This window comes from Burkholderia sp. BCC1993 (assembly GCF_905339865.1).
Lineage (GTDB): Bacteria > Pseudomonadota > Gammaproteobacteria > Burkholderiales > Burkholderiaceae > Burkholderia.
Genome location: NZ_CAJPGZ010000007.1, coordinates 250,033 through 269,809 on the forward strand (window position 1 = coordinate 250,033; position 19,777 = coordinate 269,809).

Sequence of the window (19,777 nt, forward strand, 5' to 3'; positions counted from 1 at the left end):
TCATTCGTCCTTCAGGTACTTCGTGAGCCACAAGCTCTGCAGGATGATGAACACGACCATCGCGCCCGTCGTGCCGAACAGCTTGAAGTTCACCCACTGCGATTCGGTGTAGTTGTGCACCACGTACAGGTTCGCGACGCCGAGCACCGCGAAGAACAGCGCCCACGCGACGTTCAGCTTGTCCCACACGGGGTGCGGCAGCGTGAGCTGCTTGCCCATCATCTTCTCGATCAGGTTGTTGCCGAACGCATAGCGCGCGGCGAACAGCCCGACCGCAAACAGCCAGTACAGCACAGTCGGTTTCCATTGAATGAATTTCTCGTCATGCAGGACGAGGGTGGCGCCGCCGAACACGACGATCACGCCGAGACTGACCCACAGCATCGTGTCGACCTTCCGGTGCCGGAAGGCGACCCACGCGACCTGGGCCAGCGTCGCGACGATCGCGACGGCGGTGGCGGTGAAGATGCCCCAGACCTTGAAGGCGGCGAAAAACAGGATGATCGGAAACAGATCGAACAGGAATTTCATGGCGCTCGCAGCTGCGTGAAAGGCCGCATCGCGCGGCCTTTCACCGTTGTGGGGACCCGCCGGGCGCCACCGTCCGGGATCGGGGCAGCCGGGAAGGCTGTCCGACCGATCCGTCCGGTGCCGCTCATTCGTTTTCGGGTCGGGACTCGAAGTTTAACGCAGCCGAATTGATGCAGTACCGCAAACCGGTCTGGTCGCGCGGGCCGTCCTCGAACACGTGGCCGAGATGCGCGCCGCAATGGTTGCAGCGGACTTCGACGCGCACCATTCCGTGCGAGCGGTCGATCTTCTCGTCGATCACCTCGCCGTTGAGCGGCTTGAAGTAACTCGGCCAGCCGCAGCCCGAATGGAACTTGGCGCCGGATTCGAACAGCGGCGTGCTGCAGACGACGCACTTGTAGATGCCGGTGTCCTCGGTGTCGGTGTATTCGCCGGTGAAGGCGCGCTCGGTCGCCGCATGCTGCGTGACCTCGTACTGCATCGGCGTGAGCCGGCGGCGCAGTTCGTCATCGTCCTTCTGGTAAGGGAAGGTCTTGTCGTCGGAATCGTGTGACATGGGGGAGTTCTCCTGATCGGTCGGTCGGGTCGGTCGGGTCACGACGAGCAGCTCACTTCGAGCGACCCGGCCCAGTCGGGCGGCAATGCCGAATACGCTTCATGTTCCGGTTGTTCGTCGAACGGGCGGCGCAGCACCTGCGCGAGTCGATCGACTTCGGAAAAATCCTTTTCCTTCGCGCGCCGGATCGCGACTTCGGCCAGATGGTTGCGCAGCACGTATTTCGGGTTCACGCGATTCATCGCGGCCGCGCGGGCGGCGTCGTCGCGCGTTTCCTCGGACAGCCGCGCACGGTAGAGGTTCGCCCACGCGTCGAACGCGTCGCGATCGATGAACAAGTCGCGCACCGGCGCGTCGCGGCTCGCGTCGTGCTTCGACAGCTGCGCGAGCCGGCGGAACGTCAGCGTGAAGTCCGCATGGCTCGCGTGCATCGTTTCGAGCAGCTTGTTCGCGAGCTCGGCGTCGTTCTCGCGTTCGAGCTCGAGGCCGAGCTTTGCGCGCATCGCGCGCTCGAGCGCCGGGCCGAAGCGTTCCGGAAACTTCGCGAGCACGGCTTGCGCGTCTTCCACCGCACGCTCGGCGCGCGCATCGTCGTCGGCGATGCCGTGCTGCAGCCCAATTAGCGGCAGCAGCGCCTGCGCGAGGCAGTAGCAGTTCCAGTGCGCGATGCGCGGCTGCATCCGGTACGCGTAGCGGCCGCTCGTGTCGGAGTGGTTGCAGATGTGGTTCGCGTCGAACGCGTCGACGAAGCCGAACGGGCCGTAGTCGATCGTCACGCCGAGGATCGACATGTTGTCGGTGTTCATCACGCCGTGACAGAAGCCGACGGCCTGCCACTGCGCGACGAGGTCGGCCGTGCGCAGCGTCGCGGCTTCGAGCAGCGCGAGGTACGGATCGTCGGCGTCGCGGCATGCGGGATAGAAGCGGTCGATCACGTGACCGGCGAGCTCGCGCAGCAGGTCCGGGCGATCGTTCGAGAAGAAGTGCTCGAAGTGGCCGAAGCGCACGAAGCTCTCCGACACGCGCGTGACGACGGCCGACGTCTCGATCTCCTCGCGCACCACCGGCTGATCGGAGCCGATCACCGTGAGCGCGCGGGTGGTCGGAATGCCGAGGTGATGCATGGCTTCCGAACACAGGAATTCGCGGATCGACGAGCGCAGCACCGCGCGGCCGTCGCCCATCCGCGAATACGGCGTGCGGCCGCCGCCCTTGATCTGCAGTTCGTAGCGCTGGCCGTCGCTGCCGGCGAGTTCGCCGATCGTCAGCGCGCGGCCGTCGCCGAGCTGGCCGGCCCACACGCCGAACTGGTGACCGGAATACACCGACGCGTACGGCATCGCGCTCGCGGGCCAGTCGCGCGTCGGGTTGCCGGCGAACAGCTCGGCGAATCCGGGTTGGGCGGCGAGCGACGCCGGCAGGCCGAGCAGGTGCGCGACTTCGTCGGAAAAGCCGACGACGTACGGCGCGGGCAGGGGTGCTGCCGGCAGCCGCGTATGAAACGCGTCGCCGAGTGCGACGAACGCGCCGACGGCGGGCGCGCCGAGCGTGGCGGCGAGGTCGGGGAGAGTGTCAGCCGTATCGGCTGCGCTTCGGGAAAACGACATGTTGAGCGCCTCTGGGTAAGCCGATATTGTAAGGCGGCGCCGCGCCGCCCGCATGGTGGCCCGCGCGCCTTGCGCCAGGCCGGTCCGGGCCGTGGACGGGTTGCAAGCTGGCGCATCGCTTCGAGGCTGGTCACCGATTCGCGTCCTTCCGGGAGAACAAGACGATGGGTAAGCCGTTGCTGGGCCAGATGATGGACATGCCGTTGCTGGTGTCGTCGCTGATCGCGCACGCCGCGCGTTATGCGGGCGACACGGAGATCGTGTCGAGGCGCGTGGAAGGCGACCTGCATCGCTACACGTACCGCGACTGCGAGCAGCGCGCGAAGCGCCTCGCGCAGGCGCTCGCACGGCTCGGCGTCGAAGCGGGCGAGCGCGTCGGCACGCTGGCCTGGAACGGCTACCGGCACCTGGAGGCTTACTACGGGATCGGCGGGATGGGCGCCGTGTGCCATACGATCAACCCGCGGCTCTTTCCCGAGCAGATCGCCTACATCGTCAATCACGCGGAAGACCGCTACGTCTTCTTCGACATCAATTTCGCGCCGCTCGTCGAGGCGATCGCGCCGCAGTGCCCGCACGTGAAGGGCTGGATCGCGATGACGGATGCCGCGCACCTGCCGTCCGGCGCGACGCCGTACCTGTGCTACGAAACGCTCGTCGACGCCGAGGACGGCCGCTACGACTGGCCGCGCCTCGACGAACTGCAGGCGTCGGGCCTGTGCTACACGTCGGGCACGACCGGCAATCCGAAGGGCGTGCTGTATTCACATCGCTCGACGGTGCTGCACGCCTACGGCGCCGCGCTGCCCGACGCGATGAACCTGTCCGCGCTGGACGCGGTGCTGCCCGTCGTGCCGATGTTCCATGTGAACGCGTGGGGGCTGCCGTACGCGGTGCCGCTCACCGGCGGCAAGCTCGTGCTGCCCGGCAAGGACCTCGACGGCAAGTCGCTGTACGAACTGATGGAGGCCGAACGCGTGACGTTCTCCGCGGGCGTGCCGACCGTATGGCTCGGGCTGCTGAACTACATGCGCGAGGCCGGCGTGCGCTTCTCGACGCTGAACCGCACGGTGATCGGCGGTTCGGCGTGCCCGCCCGCCATGCTGCGCACGTTCGAGGACGAATACGGCGTGCGCGTGATCCACGCGTGGGGAATGACCGAGCTGTCGCCGCTCGGCACGCTCGCGAAGCTGAACTGGGCGCAGTCGCAGCGGCCGCTCGACGTGCAGCGCCGGTTGCTGGAGAAGCAGGGGCGTGTGATCTGCGGTGTCGACATGCGGATCGTCGGCGACGACGGCCACGAACTGCCGTGGGACGGCGTCGCGTTCGGCGAGCTTCAGGTGCGCGGGCCCTGGGTGATCGATCACTACTTCAAGGGCGATACGTCGCCGCTGTCGGACGGCTGGTTCCCGACCGGCGACGTCGCGACGATCGACCCCGACGGCTTCCTGCAGATCACCGACCGCAGCAAAGACGTGATCAAGTCCGGCGGCGAGTGGATCAGCTCGATCGACATCGAGAACGTCGCGATCGCGCACCCGGGCGTCGCCGAAGCCGCGTGCATCGCGTGCGCGCACCCGAAATGGACCGAGCGTCCGCTGCTCGTCGTGGTGCCGCGCGAGGGGGCGAACCTGACCCGCGACGCGCTGCTCGCGTTCTACGAAGGCAAGGTCGCGAAGTGGTGGGTGCCCGACGACGTCGTGTTCGTCGAATCGCTGCCGCACACCGCGACCGGCAAGCTGCAGAAGCTGAAGCTGCGCGAGACGTTTCGCGACTACGTGCTGCCGACGGCGCGCTGCGCACCGTAAGCCGCGGCCGGCGACGGCCCGCCGCGCGGTCGCCCGATCCGGCCCCGGATCGGCAACAAAATCAAATTGAACGACCGTGCTTTTTCGTTGTATGCTGCCTCCGTTCGATCCGGACATGCGGCCGTTCGACCGCGCACAATGAAGCGCAGCCACCCCGGCGCGCGATGCATGGAGGCAGGCAGATGGCAGTGGATTACTCGACTCGCGACGGCGTGGCCGTCATCACGCTCAACAATCCGCCCGTCAACGGGCTCGGCCTGTCGACGCGCCAGGGCGTCATGGACGCGCTCGATCGCGCCGCGCAGGATCCGTCGGTCGCGGCGATCGTGCTGACCGGCGCGGGCCGCGCGTTCTCGGGCGGCGCCGACATCACGGAATTCAATACCCCGAAGGCCCTGCAGGAGCCGACGCTGCACACCGTGATCCGCGCGGTGGAGGCGAGCGCGAAGCCGGTCGTCGCGGCGCTGCACAGCGTCGTAATGGGCGGCGGCCTGGAGCTCGCGCTCGGCGCGCACTATCGCGTCGCGGCGCCCGGTGCGCAGGTCGCGCTGCCCGAAGTGAAGCTCGGCCTTTTGCCGGGTGCGGGCGGCACGCAGCGCCTGCCGCGTGCGGTGGGCCTCGAAACCGCACTGAACATGATCGTGTCGGGCGCGCCGGTGCCGTCGGAGCAGCTCGCGAACAGCGGGCTGTTCGACGAGATGGCCGACGGCGACCTGCTCGACGCGGCCGTCGCGTTCGCGCGCAAGGTCGGCGCGCAGCAGGGGCCGCATCCGCGCGTGCGCGATCGCAAGATCGTCCACGACAATGCCGCGGGCTTCATCCAGTTCGCGCGCAATTCCGTGCGGGCCGCCGCGCCGAATTTCCCCGCGCCGCACAAATGCATCGACGCGATCGAGGCCGGCGTGCTGAACGGTTTCGACAAGGGCAGCGTCGCCGAACGCGACGGTTTCGTCGCGCTGATGATGACGCCTGAAAGCCGCGCGCTGCGGCACGCGTTCTTCGGCGAGCGCGCGGCGAGCAAGATTCCCGACGTGCCGGCCGAGACGCCGGTGCGCGAGATCCGCAGCGTCGGCGTGATCGGCGCGGGCACGATGGGCGGCGGGATCGCGATGAACTTCGTCAACGCGGGCTTGCCCGTCACGCTGCTCGAGACGAAGCAGGACGCGCTCGACCGCGGCCTCGCCACGATCCGCAAGAACTATGACGCGCAGGTGAAGAAGGGCAAGCTCACGCAGCAGAAGCTCGACGCGCGCATGGCGCTGATCACGCCCACGCTGTCCTACGACGACCTGAAGGACGCGGACCTGATCGTCGAGGCCGTGTTCGAGGAACTCGGCGTGAAGGAGCAGGTGTTCGGCAGGCTCGATGCGGTGGCGAAGCCCGGTGCGATCCTCGCGTCGAACACGTCGACGCTCGACATCGACAAGATCGCCGCGTTCACGAAGCGTCCGCAGGACGTGGTCGGCATGCACTTCTTCAGCCCGGCGAACGTGATGAAGTTGCTCGAGGTCGTGCGCGGCGCGCAGACCGCGAAGGACGTGCTCGCGACCGTGATGGCGGTCGCCAAGAAGATCCGCAAGACGGCCGTCGTGTCGGGCGTATGCGACGGCTTCATCGGCAACCGGATGATCGAGCAGTACATCCGCCAGGCGCTCTTCATGCTCGAGGAAGGCGCGCTGCCGGCGCAGGTCGATCGCGCGATCGAGAAGTTCGGTTTCGCGATGGGCCCGTTCCGGATGAGCGACCTTGCCGGCAACGACATCGGCTGGGCGATCCGCAAGCGCCGCTATGTCGAGCAGCCCGATCTGCACTACTCGAAGATCGCCGACCGCCTGTGCGAGCAGGGCCGCTTCGGCCAGAAGACGGGCGGCGGCTGGTACGACTACGTGCCGGGCGAGCGCAAGGCGAAGCCGTCGGCGCTCGTCGACGAGATGGTCGTCGCGTATTCGAAGGAGCGCGGCGTCGAGCGGCGCAAGATCGGCGACGACGAGATCGTCGAGCGGCTCGTGTTCGCGCTCGTCAACGAAGGCGCGAAGATCCTCGAGGAGAAGATCGCGTCGAAGGCGTCCGACATCGACATGGTCTATCTGACCGGCTACGGGTTCCCGCTGTGGCGGGGCGGCCCGATGCTGTATGCGGACATGGTCGGTCTCTACAACGTCGAGCGTGCGATCCGCCGCTATGCGGCCGCGCCGAACGGCGACGCGTGGCAGCTCGCGCCGTCGATCGTCGAGCTCGCCAGGGCCGGGCGCGGGTTCAACGGCTGACGGCCCGCGTGACCGCGCGGCCAGGCTTGCAAGGAGAAACGCAATGAAACGCACTGACGACGTGTTGCTCGTGATCGACGTGCAGTACGACTTCATGCCGGGCGGCGCACTCGCGGTGCCGGACGGCGACGCGGTCGTGCCGGTGATCAACGCGCTCGCGCAACGTTTCGACCAGGTCGTGCTGACGCAGGACTGGCATCCGCGCGATCACGTGTCGTTCGCGGCGAACCACCCGGGGCGCGAGCCGTTCTCGACGCTCGCGCTGCCGTACGGCGAGCAGGTGCTGTGGCCCGTGCACTGCGTGCAGGACACCGAAGGCGCGGCGCTGCATCGCGACCTCGACATTCCGCATGCCAGGCTCGTGATCCGCAAGGGCGGCGACGCGCAGGTCGACAGCTATTCCGCGTTCGTCGAAGCCGACCGCACGACGCGCACGGGGCTCGCAGGCTATCTGCGCGAGCTCGGTGCGAAGCGCGTGTGGTGCTGCGGGCTCGCGACCGACTATTGCGTCGCGTGGTCCGCGCTCGATGCGCGCGCGGCTGGCTTCGAGGCCGCCGTGATCAACGATGCGTGCCGTGCGATCGACCTGAACGGCTCGCTCGCGCACGCATGGCAACAGATGCAGGCGGCGGGCGTCGCACATGTGACGTCCGCGGGCGCGCGCCCGACGGCGTAGCGCATTCCCCCATCCGATTCAGGACATGAAGCAGGACCGAAGGAGACTCGCATGACCGAAGCCGTAATCGTATCGACCGCACGCACGCCGCTCGCGAAATCGTGGCGCGGTGCATTCAACATGACGCACGGCGCGACGCTCGGCGGCCACGTGGTCGCGGCCGCGCTCGAACGCGCGAAGCTGGACCCCGCACGCATCGAGGACGTGATCATGGGCTGCGCGAACCCCGAAGGCGCGACCGGCGCGAACATCGCGCGGCAGATCGCGCTGCGCGCCGGGCTGCCGGTGAGCGTGCCGGGGATGACGGTGAACCGTTTCTGCTCGTCCGGGCTGCAGACCATCGCGCTCGCCGCGCAGCGGATCATCGCGGGCGAGGGCGACGTGTATGTCGCGGGCGGCGTCGAATCGATCTCGTGCGTGCAGAACGAGATGAACCGGCACATGATCCAGGAGGGCTGGCTCGTCGAGCACAAGCCGGAGATCTACTGGAACATGCTCCAGACGGCCGAGAACGTCGCGAAGCGCTACGGGATCGCGAAAGAGCGGCAGGACGAGTACGGCGTACGGTCGCAGCTGCGCGCCGCGGCCGCGCAGGAAGCCGGGCGCTTCAACGACGAGATCGTGCCGATCACCGTGCGGGCCGGCATGGCCGACAAGGCGACGGGCCGGCTGTTCACGCAGGACGTGACGGTGTCGGCCGACGAGGGCATCCGGCCCGACACGACGCTCGAAGGCGTCGCGAAGATCCGTTCGGCCGTGCCGGGCGGCGTGATCACCGCGGGCAACGCGAGCCAGTTCTCGGATGGCGCGTCGGCGTGCGTGGTGATGAACGCCGATGTCGCACAGCGCGAAGGGCTGCAGCCGCTCGGCGTGTTCCGCGGTTTCGCGGTCGCCGGTTGCGAGCCGGACGAGATGGGCATCGGCCCGGTGTTCGCGGTGCCGAAGCTGCTGAAGCAGGCGGGGCTGAAGGTCGACGACATCGGCCTGTGGGAACTGAACGAAGCGTTCGCGGTGCAGGTGCTGTACTGCCGCGACACGCTCGGGATTCCTGACGACCGCCTGAACGTGAACGGCGGCGCGATCGCGGTCGGCCATCCGTACGGCGTATCGGGTGCGCGCCTGACCGGCCATGCGCTGATCGAAGGCAAGCGGCGCGGCGTGAAATACGTGGTCGTCACGATGTGCATTGGCGGCGGGCAGGGGGCTGCCGGCCTGTTCGAAATCGTCTGATATTTGTGCGCAGGAGGGGCGGCCGCGGCTTTCGGGGGACCGAAGCCGCGGCCGCGATGCGAATCGGCGAAATCCGTGGGCGATTCGTAAGAAACAGGAAGCAAATGCCGTGCATTCGATGCTGCCGTTTCCCCTTACTTGTCAAACGATTTGCCGCACCTATACTTGCTCTGACATTTGCCTTTCGGCGGGATGGGCCAACGCGTGCGTCGTACCGGCGCACGTGACGCGTTTCCGGTAGCCGGCGAAGACGATGCATCGCGCGTTTCCGGCACCGTGGGCGTTCGAACCACGCAGCAGACCGAAACGGGGACCAAATTGAGCACGACCTATGCAGCCGGGGAACCGCCGCGTGTCGTCAGCGCGGCCGCGAGGCTCTACGCGAAATGCCTGCTGGTCGGTTTTGCATTGCTGCCGGCCTATCTGATTGCCTATCTGTGGTTCTTCAGCGATCCGCACGTCGTGTTCGAGAGCCACGCGTTCCATGAAATCGCGATCGCGGCCGCGACCCTCGAAGGCGCGTTCGTCACCTACGTGACGTGGGTGTGCTACCGGTCGTCCGGCGAGCCGCTGCTGCGCTGGCTGACGCTCGGCTTTCTCGGTTTCGCGATGATCTACGCGCTGCACGGTCTGTTCACCGGGATGGCGCACCACAACATCTGGCTGTTCCTGCTGTACGGGCCCGCCTCGCGCCTCGTGATGTCGATCCTGCTGCTGACGGGCCTGCTGTCGTATTCGCAGCCGCCCGATCGGGTGGAGAAGCGTACGCGCGCACGAACGTGGCTGCCGTGGGTCATGTTGTTCGTGACCGTCGACGTGGCGGTTGCGTACATCGCCTATTCGCCGGTCGCCGGCGCGCTGGGTACGCGGCTGTCGATGGAAGGCGGCGCGCTGGTGTTTTCGCTGCTGAACGTCGGCGTGCTGCTCGCGCGGCGCATCCGCTCGCCGCTGATGGTGATCTACGGCGTGTCGATCATGGCCTTCGCGCTGTCGTCGCTCGCGTTCATCCTCGGCAAGCCGTGGAATCACATGTGGTGGCTCGCGCATGCGATCTTCGCGGGCGGGTTCTTCCTGCTCAGCTACGGCGTCGTGCAGGCGCTGCAGACGACGCGCTCGTTCTCGGCGATCTACAGCCAGGAAGACCTGATGAGCCGGCTGTCGGAATCGATGGCGCGCACCGAGAGTGCGTTGCAGGAACTGCGCCGCACGAACCAGAAGCTCGAATACATGGCCGCGACCGATCCGATGACGGGTGCGTCCAACCGCCGCCAGTTCATCGCGCAGGTCGAGCGCGAGATCGTGCGCGCGGAACGCGACGGCACGCCGTTTTGCCTGCTCGCGCTCGATCTCGACAACTTCAAGAACATCAACGATGCATACGGGCACCAGATCGGCGACGAGGTGCTGCGCGGCGTCGTGCGCCAGTGTCTCGAGGCGATACGTCCGGCCGGTGCGCTCGCGCGAGTCGGCGGCGAGGAGTTCATGGCGCTGTTGCCCGAGATGCCGCTCGAGGGCGCGCGCATGACGGCCGAGCGCGTGCGTTCGTCGATCGCGAGTTCGCCGTTCGGGCTGGATTTCAAGCGCGTGCAGGTGACGGTCAGCGTCGGCGTCGCGCAGTACGGTGTCGACGGGAGCACGGTCGATGCGTTGCTGCGGGCGGTCGATGAACGCTTGTATCAGGCGAAGCGGGACGGGCGCAATCGCGTGGTCGCGCACTGAGGAACGGTTGTCGCGCGGGCGGCGACGGGGCGCGCGGCTGCAATGCCATGGCGCGATGCGATGTCGATGTACACCCGTTTCGCGCGCACCTTGAATGAAGCCCCGCACGAGCATACGCGTGCGGGGCTTTTGTTTCACCGGCGCGTCAGCTATCGCGACGCGATGGCCGCCGCATGCTCCGGCTGCGCGTCCTGCATTCGCTGCGACGCCTGCCACCCGTACTTGCCCGTGCGCAGTTGCGGATCGCGGATCGCGAGATACGTCGTGCTCCACAGCTGCGCCGCGTTGGCCTCGGTCGCATCCGCGCTGCGGGTGCCGAACGCATCGGTCTGGTATTGGGAGCTTGTCGTCCAATAAATTGCGCGAGTGAAATCAGAAAACGAACTCGGAAATATCTACCCTTGCTTTCGCAATTGCGGAATTCTTCACTTCGTCGCCGAGCGCCAATCCTTCCGCGCGGATGATCGTGATATCGGTAAGCCCGATGAATGACAGAATGCCGGTCAGGTAGTTCTCCTGGTGATCGAGCACGCGCGACGGGCTGTCGCCGGTATATTGACCGCCGCGGGAGGACGCGACGAAGACTTTCTTGCCTTCGGGGAGAAGGCTTTCCGGGCCGTTCGGGCCGTAACGGAACGACCTCCCCGCCACAACGATCCGATCGATCCAGGCCTTGAGTTGAGACGAAATGGAGAAGTTGTACATCGGCGCTCCGATCACGATGAAATCTGCCGAGAAGATATCTTCCAGATAGAGATTGCCGAGCGCGATGTCTTTGGCCAACGCTTCGTCGTTGCTGTCGTTTCCCTGGAACGCCGACACATGGGCAGACGACAAGTGAAGTGCGGGATCCTTTTCAAGATCTCGATACGTGACATGCGTGCCGGGATGCAAGGTGGTAAGGCGGTGGGTGATGTCGGCGGAGAGGGCGCGGCTAACTGAGTGGTCGCCCAAGATGCTTGAGTCAATGTGCAGTAGATTCACGATCGGTGTCCTGGCGCTGGTTGATGGATTTCGGTCGATCAGAAACGATCGATCAGCGGTGCCAGTTATCGCATGCGCCAGCTCGCCTGTGTATCCACAATATATCGATGCAACCTATATTGAGAATCGATGGACCCCGACGACTCGGCATGGCTCATGCCCCATTCGCGTGCATCGATTGGGGTTTCCATCGTGGCGGGGGGCAGGGTGAAGGGGCCGCGCGCGCCGGTTTCCACGCATATCCGCGGACGTGGCGCGTTGACCCGCATCGCCAGCCGGCGCTCGTCGCGCGCCCATTGCCGTATTTGATTCGAAGTCCTGTCGCATCGCTATTCGACGGAAGTCGTCAGTTGCTCGAGCAGCCATCGGCCGGCTGGTCCCGGCGGGGTGTCCTTGCGGTATATCCCCAACATCGGCATCGCGTGGATGCGAGGAAACAGGATGCCAAGGCGCAATTTGACGAGGCGCCCGGTGGCGATATCGTCCCGCACCATCGGTTCCGGCATGTGTCCCCAGCCGAATCCCGCCTTCAGGAACGCGTGCTTTGCACCCAGGTCGGCCAACCGCCAGGTGAGCGACGAAAAGACACCGAACGATTTCCCATCGGTCAGCGAACTGCGATCGGTCAATACGAGTTGAACGTGTTCGTCCAGTTCGTGAGACTGGATCACGTGTTCGATCCGCGAGAGCGGATGAGTCGGGGCGGCGACCGTCGCCATGGGCACTTCGAGCAGGTGTTCGGCATCGACGGTCTCAGGCACATCGGGCATCGAACCGCTGATGCCGAGTCGGCACGTGCCGTCGAGCACCCGTTGCACGACCGCGCCCAATGCTTCAACGTAAAGGCGCAACGGCGTGTCGGGAAACGCGAGGCGAAATCCGCCGACTGCCTGCGTCAGTTTCTCCATCGGAAACATGACGTCCACGACGACCGAGAGCTCCGGCTCCAGTCCTTCCGCAATTGCGCGTGCTTTCGATTTGAACGAATCCATGTTGCCGACGACGAGGCGCGCTTGCGCGAGCAACGCACTGCCTTCTTCCGTCAGGCGCGGATAACGGCTGCTTCGGTCGAACAGTCGCATGTCGAGCTGCGCTTCAAGATTGGCGAGCGTTTGGCTCACGACCGACTGAGCGCGCCGCAGCTTTCGTCCCGCGGCCGAAAAACTGCCTTCGTCGGCCGCGGCAATGAACGTCCTCAACTGGTCGAGCGAGATGGCGTCGAGCATATATCTGGAAACTGGATGGATCTCATCGAAAAATATCGGCTATCCCGCTTGAGGTCAACGCCTTAATCTTTCCGCATCACAAGCGCGGGAGGGCACGATGAGTTCACTCGTCGACAGTATCGAAAAGCAAGGCGCCGCGCCTCGGGCGCGGCAGATTACGCTGCGCACCGGCGGCTACCGGCTGGGTTCCGTCGTGAGGCTCGTCAGCCCGACGGATATCGGGTCGCGAATCAAACCGTTCGTGTTCGTCGATCAGTTCGATTTCGCGCCGACGCGCCACGAGTTGTTCCAGATCCATCCTCACTCTCGGTTACGGTCGGTGGTATTTCGATCAGTAATGAATTGGTCGTGTTCGATGTGTCTGACGACCCGATTGGATTCAAGGCCCGGAGCGACGCGGACGTTCTCGTTGGTTCCGCGGCGCCTCATCCGCACGATCTCGTGGTCAGCACCTACTCGGTTCATACTTCGCGCGATGCGCTGCGCAAGGGGCAGGCCGAAATCGATCGAATCGGCACGACGGCGAGTGTAGAGAAGTCGTCAGGATAGCGGCCGTTTCGACGGTTTATGGACTTACTTTCAATTTGATTAGGAATGCATTTCATGGAACAGGGAAACTCAAATGTCACGTCGGCGCTTCCTCTCGTGGGGCGCGTCCTGATTGCACTGCTCTTTTTGATCAGCGGGCTCGGCAAGCTCGCGGCACCGGGGGCGACGATCGGCTATATCTCGTCTCTCGGGCTGCCGCTGCCTCTTCTCGGCTTTGTCGGGGCACTGGTGCTTGAATTGGCTGGCGGCGTTCTTCTGGTCGTCGGCTATCGCGTCCGCGTTGCGGCAGCGTTACTTGCCGTTTATTCGGTGGTCACGGCGCTGATCTTCCACCATGCGCTGGGCGATCAGAACCAGTTTTTCCACTTTTTCAAGGACGTGGCCATTGCCGGCGGGCTGCTGCAGATCGTCGCACATGGTGCGGGCGCGTTCAGTCTCGATCGGCGTGTCGCCCGCGCACACGGAAAGCTCGGGGCGTCGCGGTAACGCCGTTCAATGGACGTGAGTCGAGATCGCATCGATATCACGGTATCCGTGGCTTGAAATTCGAAGATGACGAGGAATTGAATCGATGAACGCCGACGCAGATGAAAATCGGACCCCCGGAAGTGCGAAGATCGTCGTCGCCACTGCTTATGGCGGCCCTGAGGTTCTCTCGCTTCGCGAGATTCCCATGCCGGAAGTGGGGCGCGGTCAAGTGCGTATCGCGGTTCGCGCTTCAGGGGTGAATCCGATCGACTACAAGCTCTATGGTGGCGGATTCGGCGCCGATCCGGCGGCCCTGCCGCTCCGGATCGGCTTCGAGGCAGCCGGCGTCGTGACCGCCACGGGGGAGGACGCCGTGGGACCGACCGGCCCGATATCCGTGGGCGACGAGGTGATCGTGTTTCGCGCGCCGGGCGCGTATGCCACACAGTTGGTTGTTCCGGCGTCGTCGGTTCTGGCCAAGCCGGCGGAACTTCCGTGGGATCAGGCGGCCGGGCTGCTTGCCGCCGGCGCCACCGCCGTTCATGCCCTGCAGGCCATCGCGCTCAGGGAAGGCGAGACCGTTCTGATCCATGGCGCGGCCGGCGGCGTGGGTCATCTCGCGGTGCAACTGGCCGTCGCGCAGGGCGCGAAAGTGATCGGGACGGCGAGCCCCGGCAAGCATGACTTGTTGCGCGAGATAGGGGCCATCCCGGTCTCGTACGGCCCGGGCCTGGCGGATCGAGTCCGGGCGGCAGCACCGCGGGGCGTCGACGCGGCCGCCGATATGGTGGGCTCCGACGAGGCCATCGGCACTTCCGTGGAACTGATTTCCCATCGATCGCGTATCGCGACGATCGCCGGGTTTGCACGGGGACGTCAGGCGGGGGTGAAGCTGCTGGGCGGGGTTCCGGGCGCGGATCCCGGGCAGGATATCCGTTACGCGGCACGCTTGAAGCTGATTGTCGCGGCTGCCGTCGGCAATCTGCGCGTCATTGTCAGCGAACGTTTCCCGCTGGAGCGCGCCGCGGATGCTCACCGCGCGATCATGAGCGGCCGGACGACTGGAAAAATCGTTTTGCTTTGTTGAACCGGATACGAATGCATGACAATGGCCCGCCTTGTCGACATGGTTGTCACCGCTCCCGATGGTCGTCGCGCTGTTCTTCCGCGGAGCGGTATTCAAATCGCGCGTGAAGGCGGTGCGTAGGCAGTATCCGTGGAATCGCCTGTTCAAAGCCGATTCCGCGCTCGCTGCGTTCCGCCGGGTCGTCGTGCTCGGCTCGCCGGGTCATGTTCGCGTCGGCACGACGAATACGCTCGCGAAGCGAAATGCGTTTTCGCCGAGATCCGCGCCGCGTGCGATTTGCACATGGTTCACGCCGGGTGCGAACGGGAAGATGTCATTCGTTTCGTAATAGAAGAATTCCCGGCCGTCCTCGCCGAGAAGCGCGGGTCCGCTGCCGTGCGCGGCAAGCGTGGCCGACGCGAGCGTGCGCTGCGTGTCCGGCGTCACGAGCGTCAGATTGACGAACGTGTCCGTGGTCGTCCGGACGTCTGCCAGAAGCGGGACGAGGCGGCAGGCGATCGGTGCCGCGGTGCGGTTCGTCACGACGAACGTCAGGTGCTTGCCGACCAGGATCGACTTGCCGATCATCACGTCCGGATAGCCGGTCGGTGCGCCGAGCGTCGACGAATCCGCAAGGCTGAAACCGCAGGTCAGGTCGAGTTCGAGGCCGACGTCGGTGCCGTGCAGTTCCGCGAGCTGCGATGCGGACGAGTAGTGCCGCAGTGCCATGCCGGCATACGGAACGCTGCAGCTCGAATCTTCGCGACACGTCTTGTCGGAATAGGTGCCCGGTTCGGTCAGGAACGCCGAGACGAAATAACCCGGCTCGAGCTTCGCCGCGTTGCCGGGCGTATACGACTGTATGTAATCCGGATTGTCGACCAGATCGAGGACGTTGCCGTATCCGTCGGTTGTAGCCGAATAGCGTGTGCCGGTGCCGTCTTGCACCTGCAGCGCATAGAGAATCTGGTTTTCGTTACGGCCGATGATCGCGCCCCGGTCGGCCGCCTTCCAGATGCAGCCGAGGCCATCCGTCAACTCGCCCGTCGACTGATTCGCGGCGAACGAGTGCTGAATCGTGAGCAGGCTGCCTGACACGCCGTCGAAGTCGCCGGTGCAACCTTGCGCGTCGATATGTGTCGATCGGCCGGCGCCATCGACGAAGGTCTGGTTCATGCGGACGACGCACGGATCGCCGCCATAGCCGCAATGGCAGATTGCGAGCAGGTCCGTCACGTACGACGTGCGAAACGGCAGCGTTGCGTCGGCCGTGCTGCGCACGACGTCGTGCGTGTAGATCTCCATCGAGTTGCGGAAGTCGATCTTCGTCTGGTGAAAGGCCGTGAAGTAGCGCTTCGCCGATTCGAGAAACTTCGCATAACCGAGCGTATAGAAGTTGCGGACGTACTCGTTCCTTTTCGACGGATCGGAAAGTGAGTTCAAGTGCTCGGCGAGCACTTTCTGCATCGCATTCTGGTACCGGTAGATCTTCTCGCGCATCTCGCTCAGCGTCGCGGCGACCGTGTCGGACGCGAGCGAAAGTTCGTCGCGCATCGACAGGTACACGCCGTACATCGACACCTGCGCGCCGCAGGCGAGCGCATGCATCGTCAGCCCCTGATATTCGGAACCCTTGATCAGGAACATCGGCGTGAGCATCGTGCAACCGCTCCAGAACGCCACGAACTTCGCGACGATGTTGTCCGCCATCGATGCCGAGTAGGGCGGCGCGTTCCTTCGCACGAATTCGACGAGGAAGTGCAGGTCGTCGTTGATGCCCGCCAGCGTCTGACGCATGATCTCGACGTTGTTTTTCGAAATCTCGTCCGTCGCAATGCGCCGGATCATCGTCTCTTCATCCGGCCCGCGCTCGAACAGCGTATTCAGATGGTTGAACAGCAGGTTCAATACTTCGCCGACCAGCGGCCCGGCGGCCGGAATGAACGATGCGAGTGCCTTGATCGTGACTTCGCCGAATGCGATGAGTCCCGGCAGCGTATCGGCCGACAACGCTGCATTGACGACATCCGCGATCGCGATGGCCGCCGGCTGGTATTGCTCGATTTGCGTCCTGATTTCGCCGAGCTTCATTTTGAAACCGGGAGCCAGCAGGTCGTTTTCGTCGAAGGCATGGACGGGCACGCCGGCATTTCCCCCGAGACCCGATGCGATGGCGTGTGATCGGGCAGGTGGCGTGCCGTTGTCGTCGCCGCACGCGGCGAGAAGCGGCAGTACCGCACTGCATGCGCTGTACATCAGGAAAGCTCGTCGGTCGATTCGAGGTGTCATCGCGTCTCCGCAGGAAAGTAACGGTGCAACGTGCGGCCGGCGTAATCGGTGATGAATCGGCTGGCTGACGTGCGGATACCCGGCGAGCCGGGCAACGGGAACGGATGTGGGGAGGGGCGGTTCGGGCGCCGCGTGCAGGTTGGGCGAAGCGGCCTTTGTTCTTGTTCGGCTTCGTCTTTATGGCGGGAAGGATAACATTCTCATGGTTGGCGAGAAATGCTCGACGACCGGCCAGCGTCGGCGCTTCGACCCGTTCGGACGTACCTCGACATAAAGACCATTGGCGTCTGTAATTTTGATAGGCTTGTCGTCTGCGTTGGCCCGGCGGTATGCATGCGATGCCCGTTTTCGCCGCACGGCTGCCGACGAGAGATTTCAAGAAATTGTTGAAAATCAGCGGTTTAAGTTTTGGTTTCGAACGTATCTGAACGAGGGGGAACAACGTGATTCGACATATCGTCATGTGGAAGCTGAAGGAATCGGCCGAAGGCGGCACGCGCGCGCAGAACGCGCTGAAGCTGAAGGAAAAGCTCGAAGGCTGCCGCGACCTCGTGCCGGGCATCCTGCAACTCGACGTCGGCATCGCGACGCCGGGCCTCGAAGCGACGTCCGACGTCGTGCTCGTGTCCGATTTCACGGACCAGGCCGCGCTCGATGCGTACCAGGTGCACCCGGTTCACCAGGAAGTGAAGAAGTTCATCGTGGCGGTGGCCGAATCGCGCCAGTGCGTCGACTACCTGTCCGACAGCGCACGATGAGCGACGCGACATCCCCGACGGACGGCCCGTCGATCGAAAGCCCGTTCGTCGACCTGCTCGGCGTGCGGCTCGTGTCCGCGAAGGACGGTGCGAGCGAGATCGTGCTGCCGCTCGACGAGCGGCACATGAACACGTGGAGCATCGCGCACGGCGGCGTGACGATGACGCTGTCCGACATCGCGCTCGCGATGGCCGCGCGCAGCCTGACCGACGACGGCGTCGGCGTCGTTACGGTCGAGATGAAGGTGAATTTCATGCAGCCCGGGCGCGGCGAGTTGCGCGCGTACGGACGCGTGATGCATCGTTCGACGACGATGGCGTATTGCGAAGGCGAAGTGCGCGACAGCGACGGCAACTTCGTTGCGAAGGCGCTCGGCACGTTCAAGTACATGCGGCGGCTCGCGGTGGGCCGCGACATCAAGCGGCAGCGCACGCGCACGGCGCCGGATGCGCAGCCCGGCCCGAGCGACGCGTAAGCGCCCTCGACGAACGGCCCTGCCTTTTCACCGGCAGGGCCGTTTTGCGTTGCGGCCCGGCATCGCGTGGCATGGCATCATGTGACGCTTGTCCGCTCACGGCGCCGCCCGCGCCGTCCTCACCGATGCCGCTGAATCCGAAGATTGCCCAGGTGCTCGACATGGTCGAGCGCGCGAAACGTCCGTCCTATCACCACCAGACGGCGCAGCAGGCGCGCGCCGCGTACGAGAAGAGCGCGCCGATCCTCGACGTCGTGCCGGCGCCGATGCATTCGGTCGAGGCCTGCCTCGTGCCGACACGCGACGGCCGCTCGATCGGCGCGCGGCTGTATCTTCCGGTCGAGCCGAGCCTCGCCGAACCGCTGCCGGCGCTCGTCTATTACCACGGTGGCGGCTTCACGGTCGGCAGCGTCGATACGCACGACGCGCTGTGCCGGATGTTCGCGCGCGACGCGCAATGCGCGGTGCTGTCGGTCGACTACCGGCTTGCGCCCGAACACAGGTTCCCGACCGCGGTGAACGATGCCGACGACGCATTGCGCTGGCTACATCGCGAGGCCGCCACATTCGGCATCGATGCGACGCGGCTCGCGGTCGGCGGCGACAGCGCGGGCGGCACGCTCGCGACCGTCTGCGCGGTGCTCGCGCGCGACGCGGGCATCGAGCTTGCGCTGCAACTGCTGATCTATCCGGGCGTGACGGGGCACCAGGACACCGAATCTCACGGACGGCTCGCGAACGGCTACCTGCTGACGCAGGACACGATCCAGTGGTTCTTCACACAATACGTGCGCGATCGGTCCGACCGCGACGACTGGCGTTTCGCGCCGCTCGACGGCACGCGCGACGCGCCGTCGTTCGCCGGTGTCGCGCCGGCCTGGATTGCGACGGCCGAATACGATCCGCTGAGCGACGAGGGCGGCGCGTACGCGGACAAGCTGCGTGCGGCCGGCAATACGGTTACGCTGGTCTGCTATCCGGGGATGATCCACGAGTTCTTCAAGATGGGCGGCTACGTGCCGGAGGTGCGGGCCGCGCATGCCGACGCGGTGGCGGCGCTCAGGGCCGCATTCGACGACGTTTGACGGCGGCGGCGCCCGGCGCCGCGCGGAGGAAGCGATGACCGACGGCTGGGTGGAAACGGGCGACTGGGCCGTGCTGGGCGGCGATGCCGCACGGATTCGCGATGCGGTGTTCGTGCGCGAGCAGCGGATTCCGCCGGAATGGGAACTGGACGACGAGGATCCGGTGTCGTTGCACGCGGTTGCCTACCGGGTCGATGCGGCGACCGGCGCACGCCGCGCGGTCGCGACGGGACGGCTGCTGCGCACCGGCACGATCGGCCGCGTCGCGGTGCTGGCCGACGCGCGCGGGCAGGGCGCCGGATCGGCCGTGCTGCATGCGCTGCTGGACGCGGCGCGGCATCGCGGCGAGCCGGTCGTGCGGCTCTACGCGCAGGATGCAGCGGTGTCGTTTTACGTGCGGCACGGCTTCGCGGCGATCGGAGAACCGTTCGTCGAAATCGGCGTGCCGCACGTCGAGATGGCGCGCGCGCCGTAGCGCGGCC

The 19,777-nt window shown here is 65.5% G+C and carries 18 protein-coding genes and 1 pseudogene; 11 read left to right on the forward strand and 8 right to left on the reverse strand.

Annotation, left to right across the window (positions count from 1 at the left end; translation table 11 throughout):
* From U4Y91_RS13840 to U4Y91_RS13850, 3 genes are all read right to left on the reverse strand, one after another.
* The gene (locus U4Y91_RS13840; protein ID WP_257771453.1) at positions 1-531 is read right to left on the reverse strand and encodes a septation protein A; all 531 of its coding nucleotides are present in this window, start codon (positions 529-531) and stop codon (positions 1-3) included.
* A 124-nt stretch (positions 532-655) separates the two neighbouring features.
* Positions 656-1,087, reverse strand: a complete 432-nt coding sequence (msrB, locus tag U4Y91_RS13845) for a peptide-methionine (R)-S-oxide reductase MsrB (protein WP_321805498.1) — start codon at positions 1,085-1,087, stop codon at positions 656-658.
* A gap of 38 nt (positions 1,088-1,125) precedes the next feature.
* Positions 1,126-2,694, reverse strand: coding sequence for a protein adenylyltransferase SelO (locus tag U4Y91_RS13850; protein WP_321805499.1), 1,569 nt, complete (start codon positions 2,692-2,694; stop codon positions 1,126-1,128).
* Positions 2,695-2,858: 164 nt separating this feature from the next.
* On the opposite strand from U4Y91_RS13850, the gene U4Y91_RS13855 reads away from it, so the two are divergent.
* The 5 genes from U4Y91_RS13855 (at position 2,859) to U4Y91_RS13875 (ending at position 10,394) form a co-directional block, all read left to right on the forward strand.
* A complete protein-coding gene (locus U4Y91_RS13855) occupies positions 2,859-4,502 on the forward strand; it encodes a 3-(methylthio)propionyl-CoA ligase (RefSeq protein WP_321805500.1) in 1,644 nt (547 codons plus the stop codon).
* Positions 4,503-4,684: 182 nt separating this feature from the next.
* Positions 4,685-6,769, forward strand: a complete 2,085-nt coding sequence (locus tag U4Y91_RS13860) for a 3-hydroxyacyl-CoA dehydrogenase NAD-binding domain-containing protein (protein WP_321805501.1) — start codon at positions 4,685-4,687, stop codon at positions 6,767-6,769.
* 43 nt (positions 6,770-6,812) lie between these two features.
* On the forward strand, positions 6,813-7,445 hold the full coding sequence (gene pncA, locus U4Y91_RS13865; protein ID WP_257771444.1) for a bifunctional nicotinamidase/pyrazinamidase: 633 nt from the start codon (positions 6,813-6,815) through the stop codon (positions 7,443-7,445).
* A 51-nt stretch (positions 7,446-7,496) separates the two neighbouring features.
* On the forward strand, positions 7,497-8,675 hold the full coding sequence (locus U4Y91_RS13870; RefSeq protein WP_321805502.1) for an acetyl-CoA C-acyltransferase: 1,179 nt from the start codon (positions 7,497-7,499) through the stop codon (positions 8,673-8,675).
* 318 nt (positions 8,676-8,993) lie between these two features.
* Complete coding sequence (locus U4Y91_RS13875) at positions 8,994-10,394, forward strand: GGDEF domain-containing protein (protein WP_321805503.1); 1,401 nt, start codon at positions 8,994-8,996, stop codon at positions 10,392-10,394.
* Between the two features lie 149 nt (positions 10,395-10,543).
* Here the strand turns inward: U4Y91_RS13875 and U4Y91_RS13880 are convergent.
* The 4 genes and pseudogenes from U4Y91_RS13880 to U4Y91_RS13895 form a co-directional block, all read right to left on the reverse strand.
* Positions 10,544-10,732, reverse strand: a pseudogene (locus U4Y91_RS13880) (hypothetical protein); the annotation flags it as partial.
* Between the two features lie 34 nt (positions 10,733-10,766).
* The gene (locus U4Y91_RS13885; RefSeq protein ID WP_321805504.1) at positions 10,767-11,378 is read right to left on the reverse strand and encodes an FMN-dependent NADH-azoreductase; all 612 of its coding nucleotides are present in this window, start codon (positions 11,376-11,378) and stop codon (positions 10,767-10,769) included.
* 329 nt (positions 11,379-11,707) lie between these two features.
* Positions 11,708-12,604 (reverse strand): LysR family transcriptional regulator, encoded by an 897-nt coding sequence (locus tag U4Y91_RS13890; protein WP_321805505.1) that lies wholly within the window; start codon positions 12,602-12,604, stop codon positions 11,708-11,710.
* 103 nt (positions 12,605-12,707) lie between these two features.
* Complete coding sequence (locus U4Y91_RS13895; RefSeq protein ID WP_321805506.1) at positions 12,708-12,902, reverse strand: hypothetical protein; 195 nt, start codon at positions 12,900-12,902, stop codon at positions 12,708-12,710.
* Between the two features lie 305 nt (positions 12,903-13,207).
* Here U4Y91_RS13895 and U4Y91_RS13900 point away from each other — a divergent pair, with 305 nt between their 5' ends.
* Positions 13,208-13,639, forward strand: a complete 432-nt coding sequence (locus U4Y91_RS13900) for a DoxX family protein (protein WP_321805507.1) — start codon at positions 13,208-13,210, stop codon at positions 13,637-13,639.
* 85 nt (positions 13,640-13,724) lie between these two features.
* Positions 13,725-14,708, forward strand: coding sequence for an NADP-dependent oxidoreductase (locus U4Y91_RS13905; RefSeq protein WP_321805508.1), 984 nt, complete (start codon positions 13,725-13,727; stop codon positions 14,706-14,708).
* A 201-nt stretch (positions 14,709-14,909) separates the two neighbouring features.
* Here U4Y91_RS13905 and U4Y91_RS13910 read toward each other — a convergent pair whose 3' ends face one another.
* On the reverse strand, positions 14,910-16,829 hold the full coding sequence (locus U4Y91_RS13910; RefSeq protein ID WP_321805509.1) for a hypothetical protein: 1,920 nt from the start codon (positions 16,827-16,829) through the stop codon (positions 14,910-14,912).
* Between the two features lie 590 nt (positions 16,830-17,419).
* Here U4Y91_RS13910 and U4Y91_RS13915 point away from each other — a divergent pair.
* From U4Y91_RS13915 to U4Y91_RS13930, 4 genes are all read left to right on the forward strand, one after another.
* Positions 17,420-17,734 (forward strand): Dabb family protein, encoded by a 315-nt coding sequence (locus U4Y91_RS13915; RefSeq protein WP_121858954.1) that lies wholly within the window; start codon positions 17,420-17,422, stop codon positions 17,732-17,734.
* A complete protein-coding gene (locus U4Y91_RS13920; protein WP_124486258.1) occupies positions 17,731-18,210 on the forward strand; it encodes a PaaI family thioesterase in 480 nt (159 codons plus the stop codon). The genes U4Y91_RS13915 and U4Y91_RS13920 overlap by 4 nt, the downstream gene beginning before the upstream one ends.
* Before the next feature lie 125 nt (positions 18,211-18,335).
* On the forward strand, positions 18,336-19,295 hold the full coding sequence (locus tag U4Y91_RS13925; RefSeq protein ID WP_321805510.1) for an alpha/beta hydrolase: 960 nt from the start codon (positions 18,336-18,338) through the stop codon (positions 19,293-19,295).
* A 34-nt stretch (positions 19,296-19,329) separates the two neighbouring features.
* Positions 19,330-19,770, forward strand: coding sequence for a GNAT family N-acetyltransferase (locus U4Y91_RS13930; RefSeq protein WP_321805511.1), 441 nt, complete (start codon positions 19,330-19,332; stop codon positions 19,768-19,770).
* Positions 19,771-19,777: the final 7 nt, after the last annotated feature.